At 60.5% G+C, this 19,093-nt stretch carries 20 protein-coding genes and 1 tRNA gene; 14 read left to right on the forward strand and 7 right to left on the reverse strand.

All coding sequences use genetic code 11. The features are described 5' to 3' along the window. Window positions 1-11: 11 nt before the first annotated feature. The 3 genes from CFR71_RS07285 to CFR71_RS07295 all read left to right on the forward strand — a co-directional run bounded on the left by CFR71_RS07285 (window position 12) and on the right by CFR71_RS07295 (window position 2,247). A complete protein-coding gene (locus CFR71_RS07285; protein ID WP_239020300.1) occupies window positions 12-1,409 on the forward strand; it encodes a sugar porter family MFS transporter in 1,398 nt (465 codons plus the stop codon). A gap of 132 nt (window positions 1,410-1,541) precedes the next feature. After that, window positions 1,542-1,712 (forward strand): CsbD family protein, encoded by a 171-nt coding sequence (locus CFR71_RS07290; protein ID WP_206057901.1) that lies wholly within the window; start codon window positions 1,542-1,544, stop codon window positions 1,710-1,712. Window positions 1,713-1,989: 277 nt separating this feature from the next. After that, a complete protein-coding gene (locus CFR71_RS07295; RefSeq protein ID WP_110529343.1) occupies window positions 1,990-2,247 on the forward strand; it encodes a hypothetical protein in 258 nt (85 codons plus the stop codon). A 59-nt stretch (window positions 2,248-2,306) separates the two neighbouring features. On the opposite strand, the gene CFR71_RS07300 is transcribed toward CFR71_RS07295, so the two are convergent. Beyond that, complete coding sequence (locus CFR71_RS07300; protein ID WP_133251099.1) at window positions 2,307-2,753, reverse strand: hypothetical protein; 447 nt, start codon at window positions 2,751-2,753, stop codon at window positions 2,307-2,309. Window positions 2,754-3,185: 432 nt separating this feature from the next. Here CFR71_RS07300 and CFR71_RS07305 point away from each other — a divergent pair, with 432 nt between their 5' ends. Next, entirely contained in the window at window positions 3,186-3,371 is a 186-nt protein-coding gene (locus CFR71_RS07305) for a hypothetical protein (protein ID WP_110529349.1), read from the forward strand. A 200-nt stretch (window positions 3,372-3,571) separates the two neighbouring features. Beyond that, window positions 3,572-4,510: a glycosyltransferase family protein gene (locus CFR71_RS07315; protein ID WP_133250271.1), complete on the forward strand. Its 939-nt coding sequence runs from the start codon at window positions 3,572-3,574 to the stop codon at window positions 4,508-4,510. Between the two features lie 20 nt (window positions 4,511-4,530). Here CFR71_RS07315 and CFR71_RS07320 read toward each other — a convergent pair whose 3' ends face one another. Continuing rightward, window positions 4,531-5,094, reverse strand: coding sequence for a hypothetical protein (locus tag CFR71_RS07320; protein ID WP_110529358.1), 564 nt, complete (start codon window positions 5,092-5,094; stop codon window positions 4,531-4,533). Window positions 5,095-5,390: 296 nt separating this feature from the next. Here CFR71_RS07320 and CFR71_RS07325 point away from each other — a divergent pair, with 296 nt between their 5' ends. Continuing rightward, complete coding sequence (locus CFR71_RS07325; protein ID WP_239019349.1) at window positions 5,391-5,621, forward strand: hypothetical protein; 231 nt, start codon at window positions 5,391-5,393, stop codon at window positions 5,619-5,621. Window positions 5,622-5,735: 114 nt separating this feature from the next. Here CFR71_RS07325 and CFR71_RS07330 read toward each other — a convergent pair whose 3' ends face one another. Next, window positions 5,736-7,004 (reverse strand): MFS transporter, encoded by a 1,269-nt coding sequence (locus tag CFR71_RS07330; protein WP_110529364.1) that lies wholly within the window; start codon window positions 7,002-7,004, stop codon window positions 5,736-5,738. 722 nt (window positions 7,005-7,726) lie between these two features. Further along, window positions 7,727-7,801 (reverse strand) — tRNA-Met (locus tag CFR71_RS07340). Between the two features lie 166 nt (window positions 7,802-7,967). Between CFR71_RS07340 and CFR71_RS07345 the strand changes: the two genes are divergently transcribed. Further along, a complete protein-coding gene (locus tag CFR71_RS07345) occupies window positions 7,968-9,191 on the forward strand; it encodes a mechanosensitive ion channel family protein (RefSeq protein ID WP_110529369.1) in 1,224 nt (407 codons plus the stop codon). 251 nt (window positions 9,192-9,442) lie between these two features. Here the strand turns inward: CFR71_RS07345 and CFR71_RS07350 are convergent, their stop codons facing one another. After that, entirely contained in the window at window positions 9,443-10,285 is an 843-nt protein-coding gene (locus CFR71_RS07350; RefSeq protein WP_110529372.1) for an undecaprenyl-diphosphate phosphatase, read from the reverse strand. Between the two features lie 95 nt (window positions 10,286-10,380). Between CFR71_RS07350 and CFR71_RS07355 the strand changes: the two genes are divergently transcribed. Beyond that, window positions 10,381-10,851: an MlaD family protein gene (locus tag CFR71_RS07355; RefSeq protein ID WP_110529375.1), complete on the forward strand. Its 471-nt coding sequence runs from the start codon at window positions 10,381-10,383 to the stop codon at window positions 10,849-10,851. A 24-nt stretch (window positions 10,852-10,875) separates the two neighbouring features. Here the strand turns inward: CFR71_RS07355 and CFR71_RS07360 are convergent, their stop codons facing one another. Together CFR71_RS07360 and CFR71_RS07365 are read right to left on the reverse strand one after the other, a co-directional pair. Continuing rightward, window positions 10,876-11,970, reverse strand: a complete 1,095-nt coding sequence (locus tag CFR71_RS07360; RefSeq protein ID WP_110529378.1) for an ATP-grasp domain-containing protein — start codon at window positions 11,968-11,970, stop codon at window positions 10,876-10,878. Beyond that, window positions 11,967-12,542, reverse strand: a complete 576-nt coding sequence (locus tag CFR71_RS07365) for a DedA family protein (RefSeq protein WP_110529381.1) — start codon at window positions 12,540-12,542, stop codon at window positions 11,967-11,969. Before CFR71_RS07365 ends, CFR71_RS07360 begins: the two co-directional genes overlap by 4 nt. Before the next feature lie 327 nt (window positions 12,543-12,869). On the opposite strand from CFR71_RS07365, the gene CFR71_RS07370 reads away from it, so the two are divergent. The 6 genes from CFR71_RS07370 to CFR71_RS07395 are packed head-to-tail and all read left to right on the forward strand — an operon-like array spanning window position 12,870 to window position 19,091. Beyond that, complete coding sequence (locus tag CFR71_RS07370; RefSeq protein WP_110529384.1) at window positions 12,870-13,853, forward strand: lytic murein transglycosylase; 984 nt, start codon at window positions 12,870-12,872, stop codon at window positions 13,851-13,853. Further along, on the forward strand, window positions 13,850-15,142 hold the full coding sequence (locus tag CFR71_RS07375) for a D-alanyl-D-alanine carboxypeptidase family protein (RefSeq protein WP_110529386.1): 1,293 nt from the start codon (window positions 13,850-13,852) through the stop codon (window positions 15,140-15,142). The genes CFR71_RS07370 and CFR71_RS07375 overlap by 4 nt, the downstream gene beginning before the upstream one ends. 4 nt (window positions 15,143-15,146) lie before the next feature. After that, window positions 15,147-15,794 (forward strand): dTMP kinase, encoded by a 648-nt coding sequence (gene tmk / locus CFR71_RS07380; protein WP_110529389.1) that lies wholly within the window; start codon window positions 15,147-15,149, stop codon window positions 15,792-15,794. Then, window positions 15,794-16,759, forward strand: coding sequence for a DNA polymerase III subunit delta' (locus tag CFR71_RS07385; RefSeq protein ID WP_110529392.1), 966 nt, complete (start codon window positions 15,794-15,796; stop codon window positions 16,757-16,759). Before tmk ends, CFR71_RS07385 begins: the two co-directional genes overlap by 1 nt. Beyond that, complete coding sequence (gene metG / locus CFR71_RS07390; protein WP_110529395.1) at window positions 16,756-18,297, forward strand: methionine--tRNA ligase; 1,542 nt, start codon at window positions 16,756-16,758, stop codon at window positions 18,295-18,297. Before CFR71_RS07385 ends, metG begins: the two co-directional genes overlap by 4 nt. Next, window positions 18,294-19,091 carry a TatD family hydrolase gene (locus CFR71_RS07395; RefSeq protein ID WP_110529398.1) on the forward strand — a complete coding sequence of 266 codons (798 nt, stop codon included), beginning with the start codon at window positions 18,294-18,296 and terminating at the stop codon, window positions 19,089-19,091. Before metG ends, CFR71_RS07395 begins: the two co-directional genes overlap by 4 nt. Window positions 19,092-19,093 lie beyond the last annotated feature (2 nt).

Raw genomic sequence — 19,093 nt, forward strand, 5'->3', positions numbered from 1 at the left:
GAAAACAGAACGTGTTTCCCACCACAGCATCCCCTGAACATCGTTCCCCCACGCATCAGAAAGCCTTTCGCATCGGATTGATCACCGCCTCGGCCGGGCTGCTGGTCGGGCTGGATACGGGACTGATTTCCGAAGCACTCGGATTTATCGGGAATGATTTCCATGCCTCGATCCGCGATCAGGAATGGATCGTATCCGTGCTGATGATCGGGGCATCGGTCGGGTCGCTGGGGGCAGGGACGTTTTCCGCCCGTTTTGGCAGGCGCCTGGTCCTGATGATGGCCATGGTCCTGATGTTCATCGGGGCCGGCCTATGCGCGGATGCCTTTCACCTTTCGCAAATCCTGGTGGGACGCCTGCTGATCGGCGTGGCCATCGGCATATGCACCTTTACCGCGCCGCTCTATATCTCCGAAACGATGTCTGGCCATTTGCGTGGCAGCATGGTTTCGACATTTTCAATGCTGCAGTCTGCTGGAATCCTGGCGGGATATCTGCTGGGAAGCATCCTGTCGTCAGGGGGGCACTGGCGATGGATGGTCAGCATGCCCATGCTGCCCGCAGCGCTGCTGTTCACCGGTTGCCTTTTCCTGCCCCCAAGCCCTTCGTGGCTGATCGCACGCGGACAGGATGACAGGGTCAGGGAAGTCCTGCGTTCCCTGCGCGATACACCCGCCGAGGTCGAGCAGGAGTTCAACAGCCTCAAACAGGAAGCCGGCAAGGGACATGTCAGTGGCCTGACGCTCCTGCGACAGCAGCCCAATTTTCGCCGTTCCGTGCTGCTGGGCATCTGCCTGCAGGTCATGCAGCAGCTGACCGGCATCAATGTGGTCATGTACTACATGCCCAAAATCCTGCAGAACGCGCAATTCGGCATATCTGGCGCGGCATGGGCGACTGTCCTGATTGGCGTCATCAATACGGTCGTGGGCATTGCCGCCATCTTCCTTGTCAACAGATGGGGCAGGCGGCCGCTGCTGTGCACCAGCGCGGCCATCATGGCGATTTCCCTGACCATCGCCGCCATCATCACCGGCCTTCACCTGCCCGGCATGTCCGCGACCCTGTGCCTGCTGTGCGCGCTTCTGGTTTTTGTCGGGGGATTCGGGCTGGGGGCTGGCCCGCTGGTATGGACCTTATGTTCCGAAATCCAGCCGCTGGAGGGAAGGGATTTCGGGGTAGGATGCTCCACCCTCGCCAACTGGTGGGCCGACTGGGGCGTCAGCAATACCTTCCTGAGCCTCGTCTCCGTCATCGGATTTGGCCAGACCTTCGCCGGCTTTGCCTTCATGAATGTCGTGTTCATCGTCTTTACGCTGATGTTCGTGCCTGAAACCAAGGATGTCTCCCTGGAAACCATCGAGACGAACCTGCTGGCCGGAAAAAAACTGCGCGATATAGGGCGATAGGGTCCGGACGTCTTTTCCTCATCCATCATCACATTTATATGTTGCATGCCTGATATGCGTTGTGGTTGTAATGCGCTGGGCTCCGGCACCGGATGCCACGTCATATTTTCATGCCTGGATGAGGATAACTGTATGACCACTTTCAAGAACATTGTTTTCAGCGCGGCAAACATCATTGCCGGACAGTTAAAGCAGGAGATCGGTTACGTTACGGGAAGCCGGAAAATCACGCGCAGCGGCGTCGCGCAGGAAATGAAGGGCCACGCCCAGAAGGTCGCATCCAGCCGCCCCACGGATTACTGACCCGATCACCACGATCGGGCATCAGGCCATCTTGTAAAGAATTCCAGGTCGCCCGCATGAAATGCCGGCAGGGATTACGGATCATCACCCCTGCCGATTTATATTAATGTTTTTTTTACCCTTGGCAGTTAGCCTGTTCATGCCATGTGAAGAAAATTATCAGTCAAATAAAGATAATTTTCAGGCAATCACTGAAAATACATTCCACGACAGACCGTGAAATGTGGTTTTCTTTATTAAGGGGCAAAATACTATGTCAGTAAAAAAAAGCGCTCCCATGTCCGCCAAACAGATGCTGGTCTACGAAGCCCACATTTCGGGGCTTGAGCACGCGCTGGCCGCCGCCGTGGAAATGCTGACGCCCATGCAGCAGGCGGTCCTTCTGAACATGGTTCAGAAAGCCGCCAGCGAGGATAGCCAGTGCGATACGCTGGGCACATGTCCCGCTGATGAACCCTGCATCCAGCCATTTGCAAACGGCCACCTGATGGCCGCCACATGCATTCAGCACGCCGCCTATCCGGCGACGGTCTGAATCTTCAGCCTGTTTCATGATCGGGGAACCCCACGTCCGGGCGTTCCCCTTTGCTGTCGTCAGGCTTTTTTGATGGCCACGGCCGGGCAATTCGCGCCCTGTTTCGCATAATCACTGATGGTGCTGACAACTGCCGGGACCGGATCCTTGGCGGTAACGCGTAACAATGTACCCGTGAACGACCACGCCACGATAATCTCATACGACGTCTGGCTGCCCGGCAGGACCGCGTTGGTAATTATAAACCGTTCTTCCTGCAGATCATGCCGCATGAGGGGCTTTGTGCCATGGGTATTGCAGGCCAGTGAACGACGGATGTTTTCCGCCGCGATATAAGGCTCGATCGGGACATAAGCCGCATTCTGGCCCAGTCCATAAGCAAGATACGGTCCCCTGTTGAAGGTCCTGTGGGAAGAGGAACAGCCTGCGAGCACCATCATGATCCCGATACCAGCCACCCATTTACGACAAGAAACTAGGGTGTTTTTTTGTATCTGGTTTTTCATCGACAAGCCCATGAAAGAAGAAAACGAGGGAGAATACACGAGAGGAGGGATAGACGCCTCCCTTAAAAATAACCAGAGTGCCGGCGGCGATCCGGGCATACAATTCCAACCGCAGCATATCCCGCACCCTTCCTTGATATGGACGGAACATACCCCCTGTCCGCAGCCTGGGGTCAGCAGGCTGTTCCTGACAGGATTTACCCCACTGAATGAACGCCATTCCTGTCACATGCACGAAAGGAAAGATATCCTACTTTTTCGGTCAGCATAGCCCCCAAATCAATTCATGTTTATTTATTATATTATATATGAGTAAAATTCATCCTTAATTTATAAAATCAATTTCAACTTCTGAAATTATAATATTCGCCTTAAGGAAACTTATAATACACAAGAAACGTTCATGGACCACCCTCAATCAGGACAACCCCCATGAGCACCAATTTCAGACGTGGCAGCGAACCGCCACCCCTGGCTGACAAAAGCCTGAAACCACCGTTTTCCACGCCATTGGAACGAAAACACGCCATGCTGACAACAGCCATGGTCATTCTTTTCCTGGCGGGGATCGCACTCGGATGCCTGTTTTCGCCGCATATTCCACTCCCCAAGCTTTGACATGACCCGATATTTATAATTTCAGTCGTATTTACATAAGGGCATCAGTCATGAAACATGATGATGAGGTCTGCTTTTATACAATATGCGATGAACATTATTTCGAAGGACTTGTCGCTCTTATAAATTCCCTTGTCCTTACAGGCCACCACCAACGAATACGGGTTGGGGACTGTGGCCTGAACGAACGGCAGAAAGCATTGCTCAGAACCTATGGGCAGGTGGAACTGTTCTGGCTCGATCCCAGTAAAATAAAGAACCCCGGCCAATACAAGGCATTCGCGCACCTTGCCAATGCCTCCGGAATTGTCGTGATCATTGATGCCGACATGATCATAACCGGATCGCTGGCCCCGCTTATCAATCAGGCGCGGGCAGGGGGCATCTGCGCGTTTCCCAATCCGATTGATGACCGCTGGTATGCCCAGTGGGAAGATATCTTCCAGCTTCCCCGGCCACCACGGCGCCAGACATACATATGTTCGGCATTCGTGGCATTTTCGGTCGATCGCTGGCCCCGGCTGCTCGGGCAATGGTGGAAGGCCTGCGAGGCCATTCATTCGCATCCCACCTATCAGGAGGGCACCGACTGGGACGCCCCGACCGCCCAGTCCGACCAGGATGCGCTCAATGCGGTGCTGATGAGCGAATATGCCGAAGACGCCCTGTCGCTCGCCCCGGTGGAAGATCAGGTCTATCGATGGGACTTCCGCCTGCTGGAGACGCTGGACGTACGCAATCTACGCTGTCGCTTTCAGGGGAAAACGCCCCTGATCCTGCATGCGGCACTCACCCCGAAGCCGTGGGACGAGGGCGGGGCAGGCAACGATACCTATTTCAAATTCCTGCGCCGCCTGCTGCTGGGACGTGACGTGACACTCCGTGTTCCGGTTGACATGCTCACGCCTGTTACCGCTCCGGGGCTTATGGGCTGGATGCGCAGGCAGCAATATTTCCTGAAGAACATGGGAATTGTCGAACTGGCGCTTTCCTGTCTTCCGCCCCCGCTGGGTATCCGGGCGAAACATGCCAAGGACTGGCTGCGTCATAAATTGCTTGCCCTGCGCAACAGGGGCGTCCGGCCCTCCGCGCAACCGGCACAGGCCGGATGGTCAACCGAAACCGGCACGGGCGACTGAGGCCGGTGCCGCCGGCCTGCCTATAATCCTGCTTCCAGGCTTTCCTCATCCTCGTCCGCGCTCATGACCTGAATGAGGGCCTGGGCATCTGCCTCATGCGACTGGATAAGCCTGACATTGGCGGGATTCAGGTGGGGAAGGGGGCTGTTTTTATGTTTCGGGTCCTGAAGAAGGGCGGTCGTCATGCCGAAACAGGTGATGCTCATCACGAAGTCACGCGCTGACATGCCGTTACGTTGCAGGATCGGCTGAAGCTGCTGCATTGCCTCCATCCGCCGGATGGTCATCGCCAGCGTCGTATTCGATGTCGCGATTGGCGGGGAAATATGGGCCTGCGTGATCTGCTGCATCATCGGCAGCATGCGGGCAAAGAAATCCTTGGGCAGGGGATACTGCGCGACACTCTGCATGTCATGCTGGACCGCTTCGTGCACGACACGTTCCATTTCGGCCTTCTGCTCGGGCGTGGGGCCATGTCGCGCCACATCCTGGGCCATGGCATGCCGTATGTTCCCGGACGCCACGCTTGCCCCCAGAACGCACGCGCCTGTCAGGAGCATCTTATGCAGGAAAGAAGAGGTCATGGCTGATGGCTCCATTCGTCCCATCTTATCAGCAGGGTATCCGTATGATCGTGGTCTGTGATTACAGTTGATGACAGCCTGCTGATTTTGCTCTCCCCGCACGTTCAGTCAACATGAATGACGTCATGCCGGGCCACTTCCGTGGAAACTGTCACCACGTCCGGCACCGGATTTCCGCACATTCACCCTGAACTTACGCGTGGGGGATGCGTTGCCTGCATGCGGCGATATCGTCGGGCAGTCGATATGCCTCGTGATTATTCCGGCACCCCATGACATGGCAGAGGGAGGTGGAAATGACGAAGTCAGATCAGGGCACAGCCAATCCCGAACTTGAACTGCTGGCAATCAGCATATGGAACCAGCAGCATCCCGACCGTCCCTGGCAACGGATGGGCAGTTTCCGGACCCACCGGAAAACATCCCACGCCCTGCAAGGCATTCCGGCCTATCCGGAAGAGCAGGCCCAGTTCCGTTTTCTCGCATCGCATGCGATGGCGACGACAAATCGGCATAATCTTCGCTGAGGGCAGGGGACACCTGTTTTCCTGTATGTTCGGCACTGGGGGACCGGCATTGGGATCCGCCAGGCGCGCCGGCATGCGGGTGGCTCGACACGCGATGACATTCCCCGGTGTCCGTCATTCCCTGAACCGGCGTTGCAACTGAAACAGATGCACCGCCGGCCAGAAATTCAGGATGGCCGCCATCAGCAGCGACATACGCAGGGCATCGGAACCGAAATGCGGTGTCAGCATATCGCTGATCCATCCAAAAAGCGGCGGACCAAGACCGATGCCAATCGCGTTGGCAAGCAGCGCGTACATCCCCATCGCGGCCGCGCGGCGGTGCGCTGGCACCACGCTGGGGATTGCCCCGTAAACCGGCCCCGTGCAAAGGGCCGAAAGCGTCGTCGTCAGCACGAGCATCGCCAATGAGAGGTCGAGGGAGGACGTCAGCACCTGCACGACCTGAAAGGGCTGGGCAAGCAGATAGGCCCAGAAGGCAAAGCGCATCGCGCCGCCAAACCCGAAGCGTCCTGCCACCCGATCCGCGATCGGCCCCCCCATGAAGGTCCCGGCCACGCTTGCAATGCCGATCCCGATACCGAACCATGCCCCCGCCTGACCCGATGACAGGCCAAAGGATCGCATGTAGAACGAAACGCCCCACAGGGTGATGCCATAATTCACCACCTGCCCCGTGACGCCATAAAGCAGCAGATCACGCAACGGCCGGTTGGCAAGCAGCGCAAGCCAGGATTCTCCATCCTGTCCCACATGCGGCATCCGTGGTTCGCGGATGAACAGGCACATCAGGATCACAACGGGAATTCCCGCCAGCCCGACGGCCGCGAACGTCGCGCGCCAGCCGATATGTTCGACAAGATAGCCACCCCCTGCCAGCCCGATGACATAGCCGAGATATGACACGCCATAGGAAACGGCAAACGACGTGCTGCGCCTTTCGGGTGTGGAATAGGCCGCATTCAGCGCGGCGGAGGAAGGGGAGAATGCAGCCTGCCCCAAACCCACGCAGACGCGCGTGGCCGCCATGCCGGTGATCCCGTGCGTGCGCCCCATCAGGGCCGTCGCGATACTCCACGCCGCGATACCGAACGATGCCATGCGCGCGGCAAAACCACGATCGGCCACCAGGGCGAACGGCACGATCATTACCCCGTAAAGCAGGGCAAAGGCAGTACCACCCAACAACCCGACCATCGTATCCGAAAGATGAAGGTCGTGTTTGATGGCATCATTTGCCGTCGAAAAGACAAACCGGTCGATGAAATCCAGCATCCCCGCGATACCGAGGAGCAGGATCACACCCGGCGACCAGCCGCGCCGGGGAAGGGCATTTCGAGAAGCCTGAGGATCGCTTTCGTTCATGCCCCATGGCTTTCCCATGCATTTTCAATCCATTGCGATAGACCCAAGGTCCCGTGTCCCGATGACCAGCCCATGCGCAACATCATGAATCGCTTTCATTTTCATGCATGGCCAAAATCATTAGCACATTCATCCCGGGATGCTGCCTGTCCGCCAGGACACGACACGCGTGAAGAACCATCCACACCACTACCCACATCTGAAAAACGGCGCCATCGGTCAGTATTGCTCTCTGCAGTGCCTTCACCGTTTCCCGCTGTAAGGCGCGATACAGCAAAATATACCCATGCACGGTGCGCGCGTTCAGCCGCGCCGGTCATGCGCGATGGCCGCAAGGTAGGTCTGGCGCGTGGATCGATCAGGAAGGGAAAGAAATCGGACCGTGAGCGAAGCATGGATACCGCGCGGCCTGCGGGCCGAGCAGGCTGCCCTCTATGTTGGGCTGTCGGTCAGCACGTTCCTTTCTCAGGTAGCGCCCCATGTCCCACCCATCAGATTGACGGTTAAGCGGCAGGTATGGCTACGCGAGGACCTCGATCGGTGGCTGGTCGGCCATTTTATGTGCGCGAAGCAAGCCAGAAACGCAGGGCACAGAGCGCGGCAACAAAAGTCACCCGCTATCGTTTAGGGCAGGGGAGTGCTAAACAGGGGGAAGCAATGTGCCAAACCCACACTATCATCGAACTGTTGAGAGCGAGGAATAGTTGCAATTTTTCTAGGGAAATCAACCCTAACGCAGATGGTAGCGGCGGACGGATTTGAACCGCCGACCAAGGGATTATGATTCCCCTGCTCTACCGCTGAGCTACGCCGCCATCGCGTTAGGATGTGTGCGAAATATCCCCGCTGAATGCAGAAGTCAACCCGTTATCGCCATGATTCCCTTATAAAAGAATCAGGCCGTCAGGGTCGCTTTGCCAGCCCGCGCACGATATGCGTACCCACCCACCGAACATATATGAGAGAAGCCGGGATTTATTCTTGAAAAACGAATTCCTTACCGTTCTTACTGACCTTAGACATCTTTTCGGGTGGCTGCCTGGCCCCGTCGCATCAATCCTCATGCTCTGCGCGGCAGGCCTGATGGCTGAACTGTTCAGCCGTTTCTTTACAAAACTGATCCTTCGCATTCCCGGACAGAAACGCGGCGCGTTCATCCGCTCCTTTACCATGGCGATGCAGCGTCCCGCCCGGATCATGCTGGTTGTCCTGTTTGTCGGCACCGCGTTGCCGGTATCGGGCCTGCCTTATGAAATGATCCAGGCCACCACGCATACCCTGCTTGTCCTGTTCGTGCTGATGCTGGGTTATGCGGCCATTGTCGCCACGCGGATCCTGTCAGAAGCGTATCTGGTGCGGATCAATGACAAGAACGACAAGGATGACATCCTCCTGCGGACCCATATGACGCAGGTCCGCATGCTGCGCCGCACGGCGGACCTGCTGATCGGTCTGATAACGGTGGGGGCATCGCTGATGACGTTCGAGCCGGTAAGGCAGTATGGGCTCAGCCTTTTCGCCTCGGCCGGGGCGGCGTCACTGGTGGTCGGCCTGGCGGCGCGTCCGCTTCTGACCAACCTGTTCGCCGGCATGCAGATCGCCATGACGCAGCCCATCCGCATGGAAGACCTGATCATCATCAACGGCGACTGGGCATGGGTGGAAGAAATCACCTCCACCTATGTCGTCCTGCGGGTCTGGGACTGGCGGCGTCATATCGTGCCAATCTCGTATTTCCTTGAAAACACATTCCAGAACTGGACCCACAATTCGGCGGCCCTGATCGGGGTGGTGTTCCTGTACGTGGACTTTCACGCCCCGATGGACCGCATCCGCGAACGGCTGCGCGAAATCGTGCACGCCGCCCCCCTGTGGGATGGCAAGGTGTTCGACGTGCAGGTCGCGGACTGCAACGCGCAGGTCATGACGATCCGTGTCATCGCCAGCGCGCGTTCCGCCATGCAGAGCTGGGACCTGCGATGCGAAATACGTGAACAGATCATCGCGTTCCTGCGTGATGAATGTCCCGAGGCCTTGCCGCGCGAACGGCTGTCCCATGTGGCATCGGTATCCGGACTGGGCGGAATGCCCGATCCGGGGATGATTTCCCCGCCCATTGACCGCCCTCCGCCGGGATCCTATCCCGGCCCCGGCGCCATCCCTGCCAACGGAACGCAGGGACAGGGACACGGAACGCCCCAGTAACAGCAGGGGCCTGACATGTCGGGATAACCAACGACCATCCATCGCCATATGATCCGGCAGGACAGAGGGGGAAACGTGCACACCCGCGGCAGGCAGTCTGGCGGCACAAGGCCGCGCCGTCACGCCCGCCGGCCGCAGGAAGTCCCCATCGGATCACCAGAAAACATGTGCTGTCCTACCTATGGCGGGACAGCCACTTTTTGCACGATGATGGGACGCTTCGTGGGTGACTTCTGAAACAGCCCGCATCTTCATCCCAGATAGATGAAGGAGAACACGCCCATCGCAATGCAGTAATAGCCGAATGGCTGAAGCGCCCATTTTTCATGGTCATGAAAATACCGCATCAGGACCGCCGTGCTGACCAGCGCCACCAGCGCGGCCACCACTGCCCCGATCCCAGCGATCTCCAGTTGTCCGGGTGCCAGTTCGACATGACGCAGTTCGAAAATTTCCTTGCCGGTCGCCATCAGGATGACAAGGGGCGCCATCAGGAACGCAAAGCGCGCCGCATTTTCATGCGACAGCCGGCTGAGCAGCCCCCCCACGATACAGGCGCCGGAACGTGAGATACCGGGAAGGAAGGCAAGGCACTGGAACATGCCGATCATGACAGCCTCGCCCAGCCCGAGGGACGCGATGGGACGGCTCAGGACACTTTGGGTGCCACGCCCCTTGATACGTTCGGTCAGCAGCAGCATCGCGCCATTCAGCGTCAGGAAAATCGCGGCATAGCGTGCCGTGCCGAACAGATTACGGATCATGTGTTCAAACAGCCCCCCCACGATCACGGCCGGAACGGTCGCCACGCACAGCAGGACAAGGATCCGTATGCTTTCCATCTGCCGCTGCATGCCATCCCGGCCCGAGGCCCCGGACAGCAGCGCGCGCCAGTCCCCCCAGAAAAACAGCAGCAGGGCCATGACGGTTCCCAGATGCAGCATGACCAGGAACGGCAGGAACATATCCCCGTGAAGGTCGATCGACCAATGCAGAAGGGCCGGCACGATGGCCGCGTGCCCGAGGCTACTGACAGGGAACAGTTCGGTTGCCCCCTGGATGATTGCAATAATGATTGCCTGCAGGAGTGTCATTTTCGGGATATCCGTGGCGAATTAGACTATATGCAACGTCTGGGCGCGGTGGTTTGATGCCATCACCGCGATACATAAATGGGCAAAGGATCGTCATGGCAAGGGAAAGAAGCGGCGCGATCATCTCCAGTGGGCTTGTACTGCTGGTTGCGGCTGGGTTCTGCGCCTATGCCCGCGCTTCCCAGATGGGACCGGACAGGGCGGGACGTCCCCTGACCGCGCGGTTTATTTCCGCGAACGGGCTGAAGGTGGGCGCGAATGTCGAACTGGGCGGCGTGTCGGTCGGGCGCGTCACTTCCATCGTTCTTGACCCCACGACCTATATGGCGAATGTCGGCTTCACGGTGGATCGTGCCGTCAATCTTCCCGCGAACACAAGCATTTCCATCGGCAGCCCATCACTTACGGCCGACATGGCCCTGATGGTACAGGCTGGCGACAGCCCGAAGATGCTGCCCCCCAACGCCACTATTACCGACACGCACGAACCGCTCAGCCTGGAACAGCAGGTCAGCAATTACATTTTCGGCAACGGGGGGCTTCCCCCCGACAGCTCAGCCCCCTGATGCAAACCGGGACGAAAGCCCGCGTCAGTCATTGAGGGGGTAGGACGCCAGCAGCCTGCGCTGGCGCAGCCAGCACCGCAGCATGGTCATCGCGCCGCTGGGCTTCCATCCTGCCTTTCGCTTCTTCGCGCCGATGCGAAACGTCTCGCGGTAATGCATGAACTGGGCGGCATAGGCATCGCGCAGGGTCGTGTGGGAATCCCATATATGGGTGGCTTCCGAACCGACGCCGTTGATTTCGATGATTTCGAACTTTTCCCCCCGCAGCAGCGCGGCGGCCGATTCGGCTTTCACGTCGATCCGCCCGAAATGAAAATCGGGGATGTCATGCATGATCTCGTCGATCCGCGATTCGAGTTCCGGCGTGACCGTGGCCGTGCAGTCGTGAAAGATCGCGCCCTTGCAGTGATTGCCGGTAAAGACGAGCGGCAGCGATTCACCGGCGGCAAGCACCTCGCCCAGGCGCGCGCGCAGGCGGGGGATATAGATCTGTGGCACCAGCCGCGTCCGGGGATCGGCCCGCAGCAGTTCCTCCACCGTGGAACGGCCGTCCCCGGTCAGGACGGGAACCTCCTTGTAGGTCAGGGAGGTAATGCGCCCGCGTTTTTCATCCGGGTGACGGATATAGAAAATCCCCACCTCATGCGAATAGGGGATCAGCCGCTGCAGCATCAGCGAAACATGTCGCGGGAATGTCGCCAGCGCCTGCGTCAGGGCGGCCTCATCACCAATCAGCTTCACCCCCGTGCCGTTGCATCCGATGTCGGGTTTCAGCACCACCGGGAATCCCAGCCCGGTCTTTTCCATCGCCCGCAGGGCGCGGGGGGTATCGTTTTCCCCGGTTTCCATGATGGCATAGGGCGCGATCCACCGCCGCGCGGTTTCCCCCGCCATGTCGAGGATGGAGCTCTTGCTTTCGCCACACAGGCCGCCGGTTTCAATACGGGGGTTCGCGGCGGTCGGCAGGCTGACATCGCGATACCGCAGCCCCAGGATGATCCAGTACATCACGACGGGGGTATAGAAAATCCATCCCGGCCAGAACTCGAACATGGAAAGCGGGGAGGGCGACTTGTCCGCAGAAGGAGACGCTGTGGTAAGGGTCGACATGTCGGTCATCGGGATGGGCCTTGCAATCGGGCGATGGTACGGCTGATGAGGAAGATGGTCAGGATAAAGCCCGCCAGACCCAGCCATTTCCATGTCCCCAGATGGGAAATCATGAACTGTCCGACACGCAGGGATACGACAAACAGCAGCGTTGTCCAGATCAGGGTCGCCAGGATCGCCGCGATGCAGAACAGGCCCAGCCGCGCGCGAAAGAAGCCGCAGGCGGTGTATAACGGCAGGCGCGCGCCGGGGATGAACCTGCTGATGAAGACGATACGGAAAACGTTCCGATCGAACCAGTGGCCTTCATTTTCCACGTTGGGCAGGGTGACCCAGCGTCGCGCGGGCGGCCAGCAGGCCGCAAGATAGCCCATACCGTAAAGCCCGATATCCCCCACCACGATGCCGATATAAAGCGCGACGAGCGCCACCGGCAGATGCACATGCCCTGTCTGCACCTGCATGGCGGTTATGATGGTCGCTGCATCCTCCAGAATGAACGTGCCCACGATGATGGCCAGGGCCTGCAGCAGGGGCGACGCGCCTGCCGCCGCGAGGATGGAAGTCAGGGATAACGTCATCTCCGGACGGCTAACACGCACACGGCAGGTAAAGGGGGATGAGCGCGATCAATAACTGACAAGCCTCTTTTTTCAACTCATGGTCCATGCGTGGACATACCCGCCACCGGGCGGGACCACACGGCATGCCGCAGGGCGGGGAGGGGGGAAAAACGATATCCCTGTCCCCGGGGGCCTGCTGTTGCGACCTTGTTGCATGCTTCCGCGACAGGAACAAACCCGAAGTTGTTACCCCGAAGTATCCTTTCATTTCCCCGTGGGACGGAAACGCCACCGAATATGGCACCGAGGATTGAAACCACACCGCCACCGTGGCAGAGCATCGACATGCTTGTCCGTCGCACATTCCTGCTCTCCGCCGCCACCCTGTCCGCCGGGGGGCTTGTATCTGGCCTGCGGGCGCGCACGGCCCACGCGCTTGATTATGCCACGTTCGTCGCAGGCGTGCGCAATGATGCGATTCGACAGGGACTGGATGCCGGGATCGCGGCGCGGGCGCTTAATCTGTCCGTGCCCAACCCGAAGGTGCTGAAACTGGATCGCACGCAGCCGGAATTCCACCTTACATGGGCGCAGTATCGCCAGCGCGTCATCACGCCGCGCAAGGTTGCGGATGGACGCAGCGCCGTCACACTCCAGCGGCCCCTGCTTGACCAGGCACTGACGCGCTACAACGTGGCGCAGGCCGCGATCGCCGGAATATGGGGGCTGGAATCCGCCTATGGCACGCGCATGGGGACGTTTGGCGTCATCGACGCGCTCTGCACGCTGGCCTATGACGGGCGACGGGCGAAATTCTTTCACGATGAACTGATGAAGGCGCTGCGCATCCTGGGAATGGGCGACATCACGCCCGAACAGATGATCGGCAGCTATGCCGGCGCGATGGGACAGCCCCAGTTCATGCCCAGCGCCTATCTCCGCTATGCCGTGGACATGGACGGGGACGGACGGCGTGACATCTGGCATTCCACGGCCGACGTGTTCGGATCCATCGCCAGCTACCTTTCGCATTCCGGATGGGTCAGTGACGAACCGTGGGGGCAGGAAATCACGGTGCCCGACACGCTGCCGCTGGCACAGCTCGGGCGTGCGCATTTCCGGACATTGCGGGAATGGATGGACATGGGGGTCAGGCAGATCGACGGAAGCCCGTTCCCGCGCCCCGACATGCGCGGCGCGGTGCTGCGCCCGGATGGAGCGGGGGGCGATTCCTTCATGGTCTATCGTAATTTTAACGCAATCCGGCGCTATAATCCCTCGGACTTCTATGCACTGGCCGTAGGGCTTCTGGGTAACGAGATTACATGACATCAGGACATACGCGTCTTCGCGCAGCGACACTTTCCACCGCCCCGCATGACGGGCGCCACCCGACACGCCGCGCGATCCTCTGCGGGGCGGCCAGCCTGCTTGCGCTCCTGCCTGCAGGGCGGGGGGCGCTTGCGGCGCGGAAGCATCGCGCCGCCGCCGCAGCCCCCCCCGCCGCCGCGCCGGATGCGCCGCCGGGAACATATACCCCGGCCAACAGCCTGATCGGCCCGGTCGACACGCCGGCGCGGTGGGCATGCATCGTCGATTACACGACGGGCGCGGTCCTGCTGGAAAAGGCGGCGGACGAGCGCATGCCGCCCTCGTCACTGACGAAGATGATGACAGCCTATGTCGTGTTCGGCATGCTGCGCGCCGGACGCCTGAAGCTGGACCAGTCCCTGACCGTCAGCGAAAAGGCATGGCGGATGCAGGGATCGAAGATGTTCGTCCCCCTGCAGGGATCGGTAATGGTGTCCGACCTGATCCAGGGCATGGTGATCCAGTCGGGTAACGATGCCTGCATCGTCCTTGCCGAAGGCGTCGCGGGGTCCGAAGACCAGTTCGTTTCCCTGATGAACGCGCAGGCCGCGCAGCTGGGCATGACCAACTCGCATTTCATGAACGCCACCGGCTGGCCCGCGGACGGGCATTACATGTCGGCGCGCGATGTCACGACCATCGCGATGCACCTGATTCATGATTTTCCGGAATATTATCATTTCTTTTCCGAAAAAAGCTTCCGTTACAACAAGATATCCCAGGAAAACCGCAATGCGCTGGTCGTGAAGGGCATTGCCGACGGCCTGAAGACAGGCCACACCGACGCAGGCGGATACGGCCTGTGCGCCAGTTCGGAACGCGGGGGCAACCGTATCGTCATGGCGGTCAACGGGCTGCCATCAAGCAATGCGCGCGCGTTCGAAAGCGAACGGCTGCTGGAATGGGCATTCGTCAATTTTGAAAACGCCACGCTGATGCACAGCGGCGCGGTCATTGACAACGCGCCGGTATGGCTGGGCCGGGCCCCGACCGTGCCACTGGTCGCCACCCGCGACATCCTGCTGACATTGCCCCACGGGTGGCAGAATCGCGTCCATATCAGCCTGGATTACAAAAGCCCCATCCCCGCGCCGGTCACGGCCGGTCAACAGGTGGGCGAAGTCGTGATTTCCAATACGGGACTGGCCGACATCAGGGTGCCGGTCGTGGCCGGCGCGGACGTGGGCCGCCTGGGGCTGCTGGGACGGGCCTCCGCCGTGCTGGGACAGAAGCTGGGACATCACTGAACGCATGACGGGCTTATTCATCACGTTCGAAGGCGGCGAGGGGGCTGGCAAATCCACGCAGACGGCCCTGCTGGAACAGTACCTGCGCACGCGCCTGCCCGCGGACGCGATCATGCGCACGCGCGAACCGGGCGGGACGCCGGGGGCGGAGGCGCTGCGTGACTTCCTCCTGTTCGGTGGCCATGACCTGTCGCTGCGCGCCGAAACCCTGCTGCACTTTTCCGCGCGATACGATCACGTGGACCAGTTGATCCGCCCGGCGATGGCGGCGGGAAAGGTCGTCATCTCGGACCGTTTCACCGATTCCACCGCCGCCTATCAGGGATATGGACGCGGACAGGGCGATCCCGCGATCCTTGACCTTATCGAATCGCTGCGTGAACGCACGGGCATCAGCCCGGACCTGACATTCATCCTGACCGTCCCGCGCCCCGTGGCACTTGCGCGGTTGCGGGCGCGCGCCAACCGTCCCGATCGCTATGAAACCGCGAACGAGGCGTTTCATGCCCGCGTCGCGGAAGGTTTCATCGCCATTGCGAAGGCGGAACCCGAACGCTGCATCACGCTGGACGCGACACGGCCGGCCGAAATCATCGCGCGTGAAATCGCAGCCCACGTCGCGACCCGCCTGCCGCCATCGCAGGAAGCGTAATGACGGCCCCGCGCGAACGGACGCAACTGCATGGGCACGAGGCCGCATGGCGGCAGTTCGAAAGCGTCATGCGCTCGGGACGGCTGCACCATGCCTGGCTTCTGACCGGCGCGGAAGGCATCGGCAAGGCCACGATGGCCTTCATGATGGCCCGTGCCCTTCTGGACGCGCTGGACCATGACAGCCCGGTCGGGCGGCGTGTCAGCGCGGGCACCCATGCCGACCTTCTGGTGGTCGCGCGTGCCATGGACGAAAAGAACCATCGCCTGCGCCGCGAAATCGTCGGCGACGACGTGCGCCCGATCGGCGCGTTCCTGCGGCGCACGGCGGCGGAAGGGGGATGGCGCGTCGTGATCGTCGATGGCGCGGAATACATGAACCGCACTGCATCGAACGCCATCCTGAAAATCCTTGAGGAACCGCCCAGGGGCGCGATACTGATCCTGACCTGCGCGGCACCGGGCCGGCTTCTGCCGACGATACGCAGCCGATGCCGGACGCTGGACCTTGGCCCGCTGCCACCGCAGGCACTTCGTGACATCCTGCATGATGTCGTGGAGGAAGAGCAGCGGCACGATATCGCGAAAGTCATCCCGCTGGCCCATGGATCCGCGGGGCGCGCCCTGTCGCTGCTGCGCAGGAACGGGGTAAAACTCTCCGCGCTGGTGGACGAGGTGATGGCGGGCGGAACCGAGGACATGGATGCCTATCGTATCGCCGGCAGCATCGCGGAGGCGGAAAATGGCTTTTCGGTCTTTTTCGATCTGTTATGCGATGCCATATCGACAAGGACACGCGAACTTCTCCGCCAGCCACGGCATGAGGGACCGGTCCGCGACCGCCGTCCCGAACACATGGCGCGGGTATGGCAGGATCTGGTCCGCCTGCGGGCAGAGACCGAAAATTTCAATCTGGATAAGCAGCAGGCGCTCCTGACGGCGCTTGCGCGGGTGAATGCAATATGACACGGCGCTATTACGTCACGACACCGATCTATTATGTGAATGGGGCGCCCCATATCGGCCACGCCTATACCTCCGTCGCGGCGGACGTCATCGCGCGTTTCAAGCGGCTGGCGGGATTTGACGTGTTCTTCCTGACCGGCACCGACGAACATGGGCAGAAGGTGGAACAGGCCGCGCAGGCCGCGGGCATGACCCCGATCGCCCTGGCCGACCGTGTCGCCGCGGATTTCCGCGACATGTATGATGCGATGGCCATCTCCTACGATGATTTCATCCGCACGACTGAACCCCGCCATGCCGAAGGGGCCTCCGCCGTGTGGAAGAAGCTGGAGGAAAACGGCCATATCTATCTTGGCGCGTACGAAGGCTGGTACGCCCTGCGCGATGAATGCTTCTATCAGGAAGAGGAACTGGTAACCCGGCCTGACAGCACGCGCGTCGCCCCCACCGGCGCGCCGGTGGAATGGGTGAAGGAACCATCGTATTTCTTCCGCCTGTCCGGTTTCGCCGACCGGCTTCTGGAACTTTACGAAAAACATCCCGGCTTCGTGGAGCCTGCCTCCCGCCGGAACGAGGTCATCAGCTTCGTGCGCGGGGGCCTGCGTGACCTGTCCATCAGCCGGACCAGCTTCAACTGGGGCATTCCCGTGCCCGGCGACCCGAAACACGTGATGTATGTATGGGTCGATGCGCTGGCCAATTACCTGTCGGCCGTCGGATATCCCGACGAAAGCGCGCCGCGATGGGATTTCTGGCCCGCGAACCTGCATCTGGTGGGCAAGGACATCCTGCGCTTTCACGCCATCTACTGGCCCGCGCTGCTGATGGGGGCGGGACTGGCGCTGCCTGAACGCGTCTTCTCCCACGGGTGGTGGACCATCGAGGGCCAGAAGATGAGCAAGTCGCTGGGCAACGTGGTCGACCCGCGCGACCTGGTGAAGGAATTCGGCCTGGATCCCATCCGTTTCTTCCTGATGCGTGAAATGCCGTTCGGCGGGGACAGCGACCTCAGCCGCAGGGCCATCATCACGCGCATGAATGTCGAACTTGCCAACGACCTTGGCAACCTTGCCCAGCGCACCCTGTCGCAGATCGCGCGCAACTGTGGCGGCGTCCTGCCCGAACGTGGCGCCCACACGGCGGAGGATACGGCCCTTCTGGCGCAGGCCAGCCTGCTGCCGGAAATCATGGCAGGCCAGATCGACAGGCAGGCCCTGACGGACGCGCTGGAGGAAGTCTGGAAAGTCATCCGCGCCAGCAACGCCTATATCGACCATCAGGCCCCGTGGGCGCTGAAGAAGACCGACCCGCAGCGCATGGCCGACGTGCTGCGCGTCCTTGTCGATGGCCTGCGCGTCATCGCCACGGTCCTGCAGCCCTACATGCCGCAAAGCATGGATGCCATGCTGACCCAGCTGGGTGTGGAGGCCGGGGAACGCAGCTTCGCCGCGTTGGATGTGCCCCTGCCGGCGGGCCGCGCGCTGCCCGCGCCCAAGGGAATCTTCCCCCGCTTTGTCGAGGCCGAAGCAACGCCATGACCCGGACGGACCTGACGGATTCACACTGCCATCTGGATCATTTCTCGGACGAGGAACTGCCTGATCTGCTGGCGCGCGCCCGCGATGCCGGGGTCGGGGGGCTTGTCACGATCGGCACGCGCCTGTCGCGCGCGGCACAGCAGAAAAAGCTGGCCGCCCTCGATTCCCCGCAGGTGCGGGTATGGTGCACCATCGGCACCCATCCCGATCATGTCGATGAAGCCCCCGTGCCAACGCCCGATGACATCATTGCGCAGACCCATGATGCCTGCGTCATCGGAATCGGGGAAAGCGGCCTTGATTACTTCCACGGCAAGCCGGAGATCCGGCCCCGCCAGCAGGAAAGCTTTCGCGCCCATATCGCCGCGGCACGGCAGACCGGCCTGCCGCTGGTCATCCACACGCGCGAGGCTGACGAGGACATGATCTCCATCCTGCGGCAGGAGACGGAAGAAAAGGGCGCCTTTCCCTTTCTGGTACACTGTTTTTCATCCGGCCCGGAACTGGCGCGGGCCGCGATCGAACTGGGTGGCTATATCAGCTTTTCAGGGATCGCGACCTTCAACCGTTCCGACGCGCTGAGGGCCATCGCGGTGGACATCCCGGCCGAACGTCTGCTGGTGGAAACGGATGCGCCTTTCCTTGCCCCCGTCCCAAAGCGGGGCAAGCGCAACGAACCCGGATATGTCGCCCACACGGCACAGCGCCTGGCGCAGGTGAGGCAGATGGACGATGACAGGTTCGCGGCGCTGACGACGGCCAATTTCCACCGCCTGTTCACCAAGGCGGCCTGAAC

This window comes from Novacetimonas pomaceti (assembly GCF_003207955.1).
Lineage (GTDB): Bacteria > Pseudomonadota > Alphaproteobacteria > Acetobacterales > Acetobacteraceae > Novacetimonas > Novacetimonas pomaceti.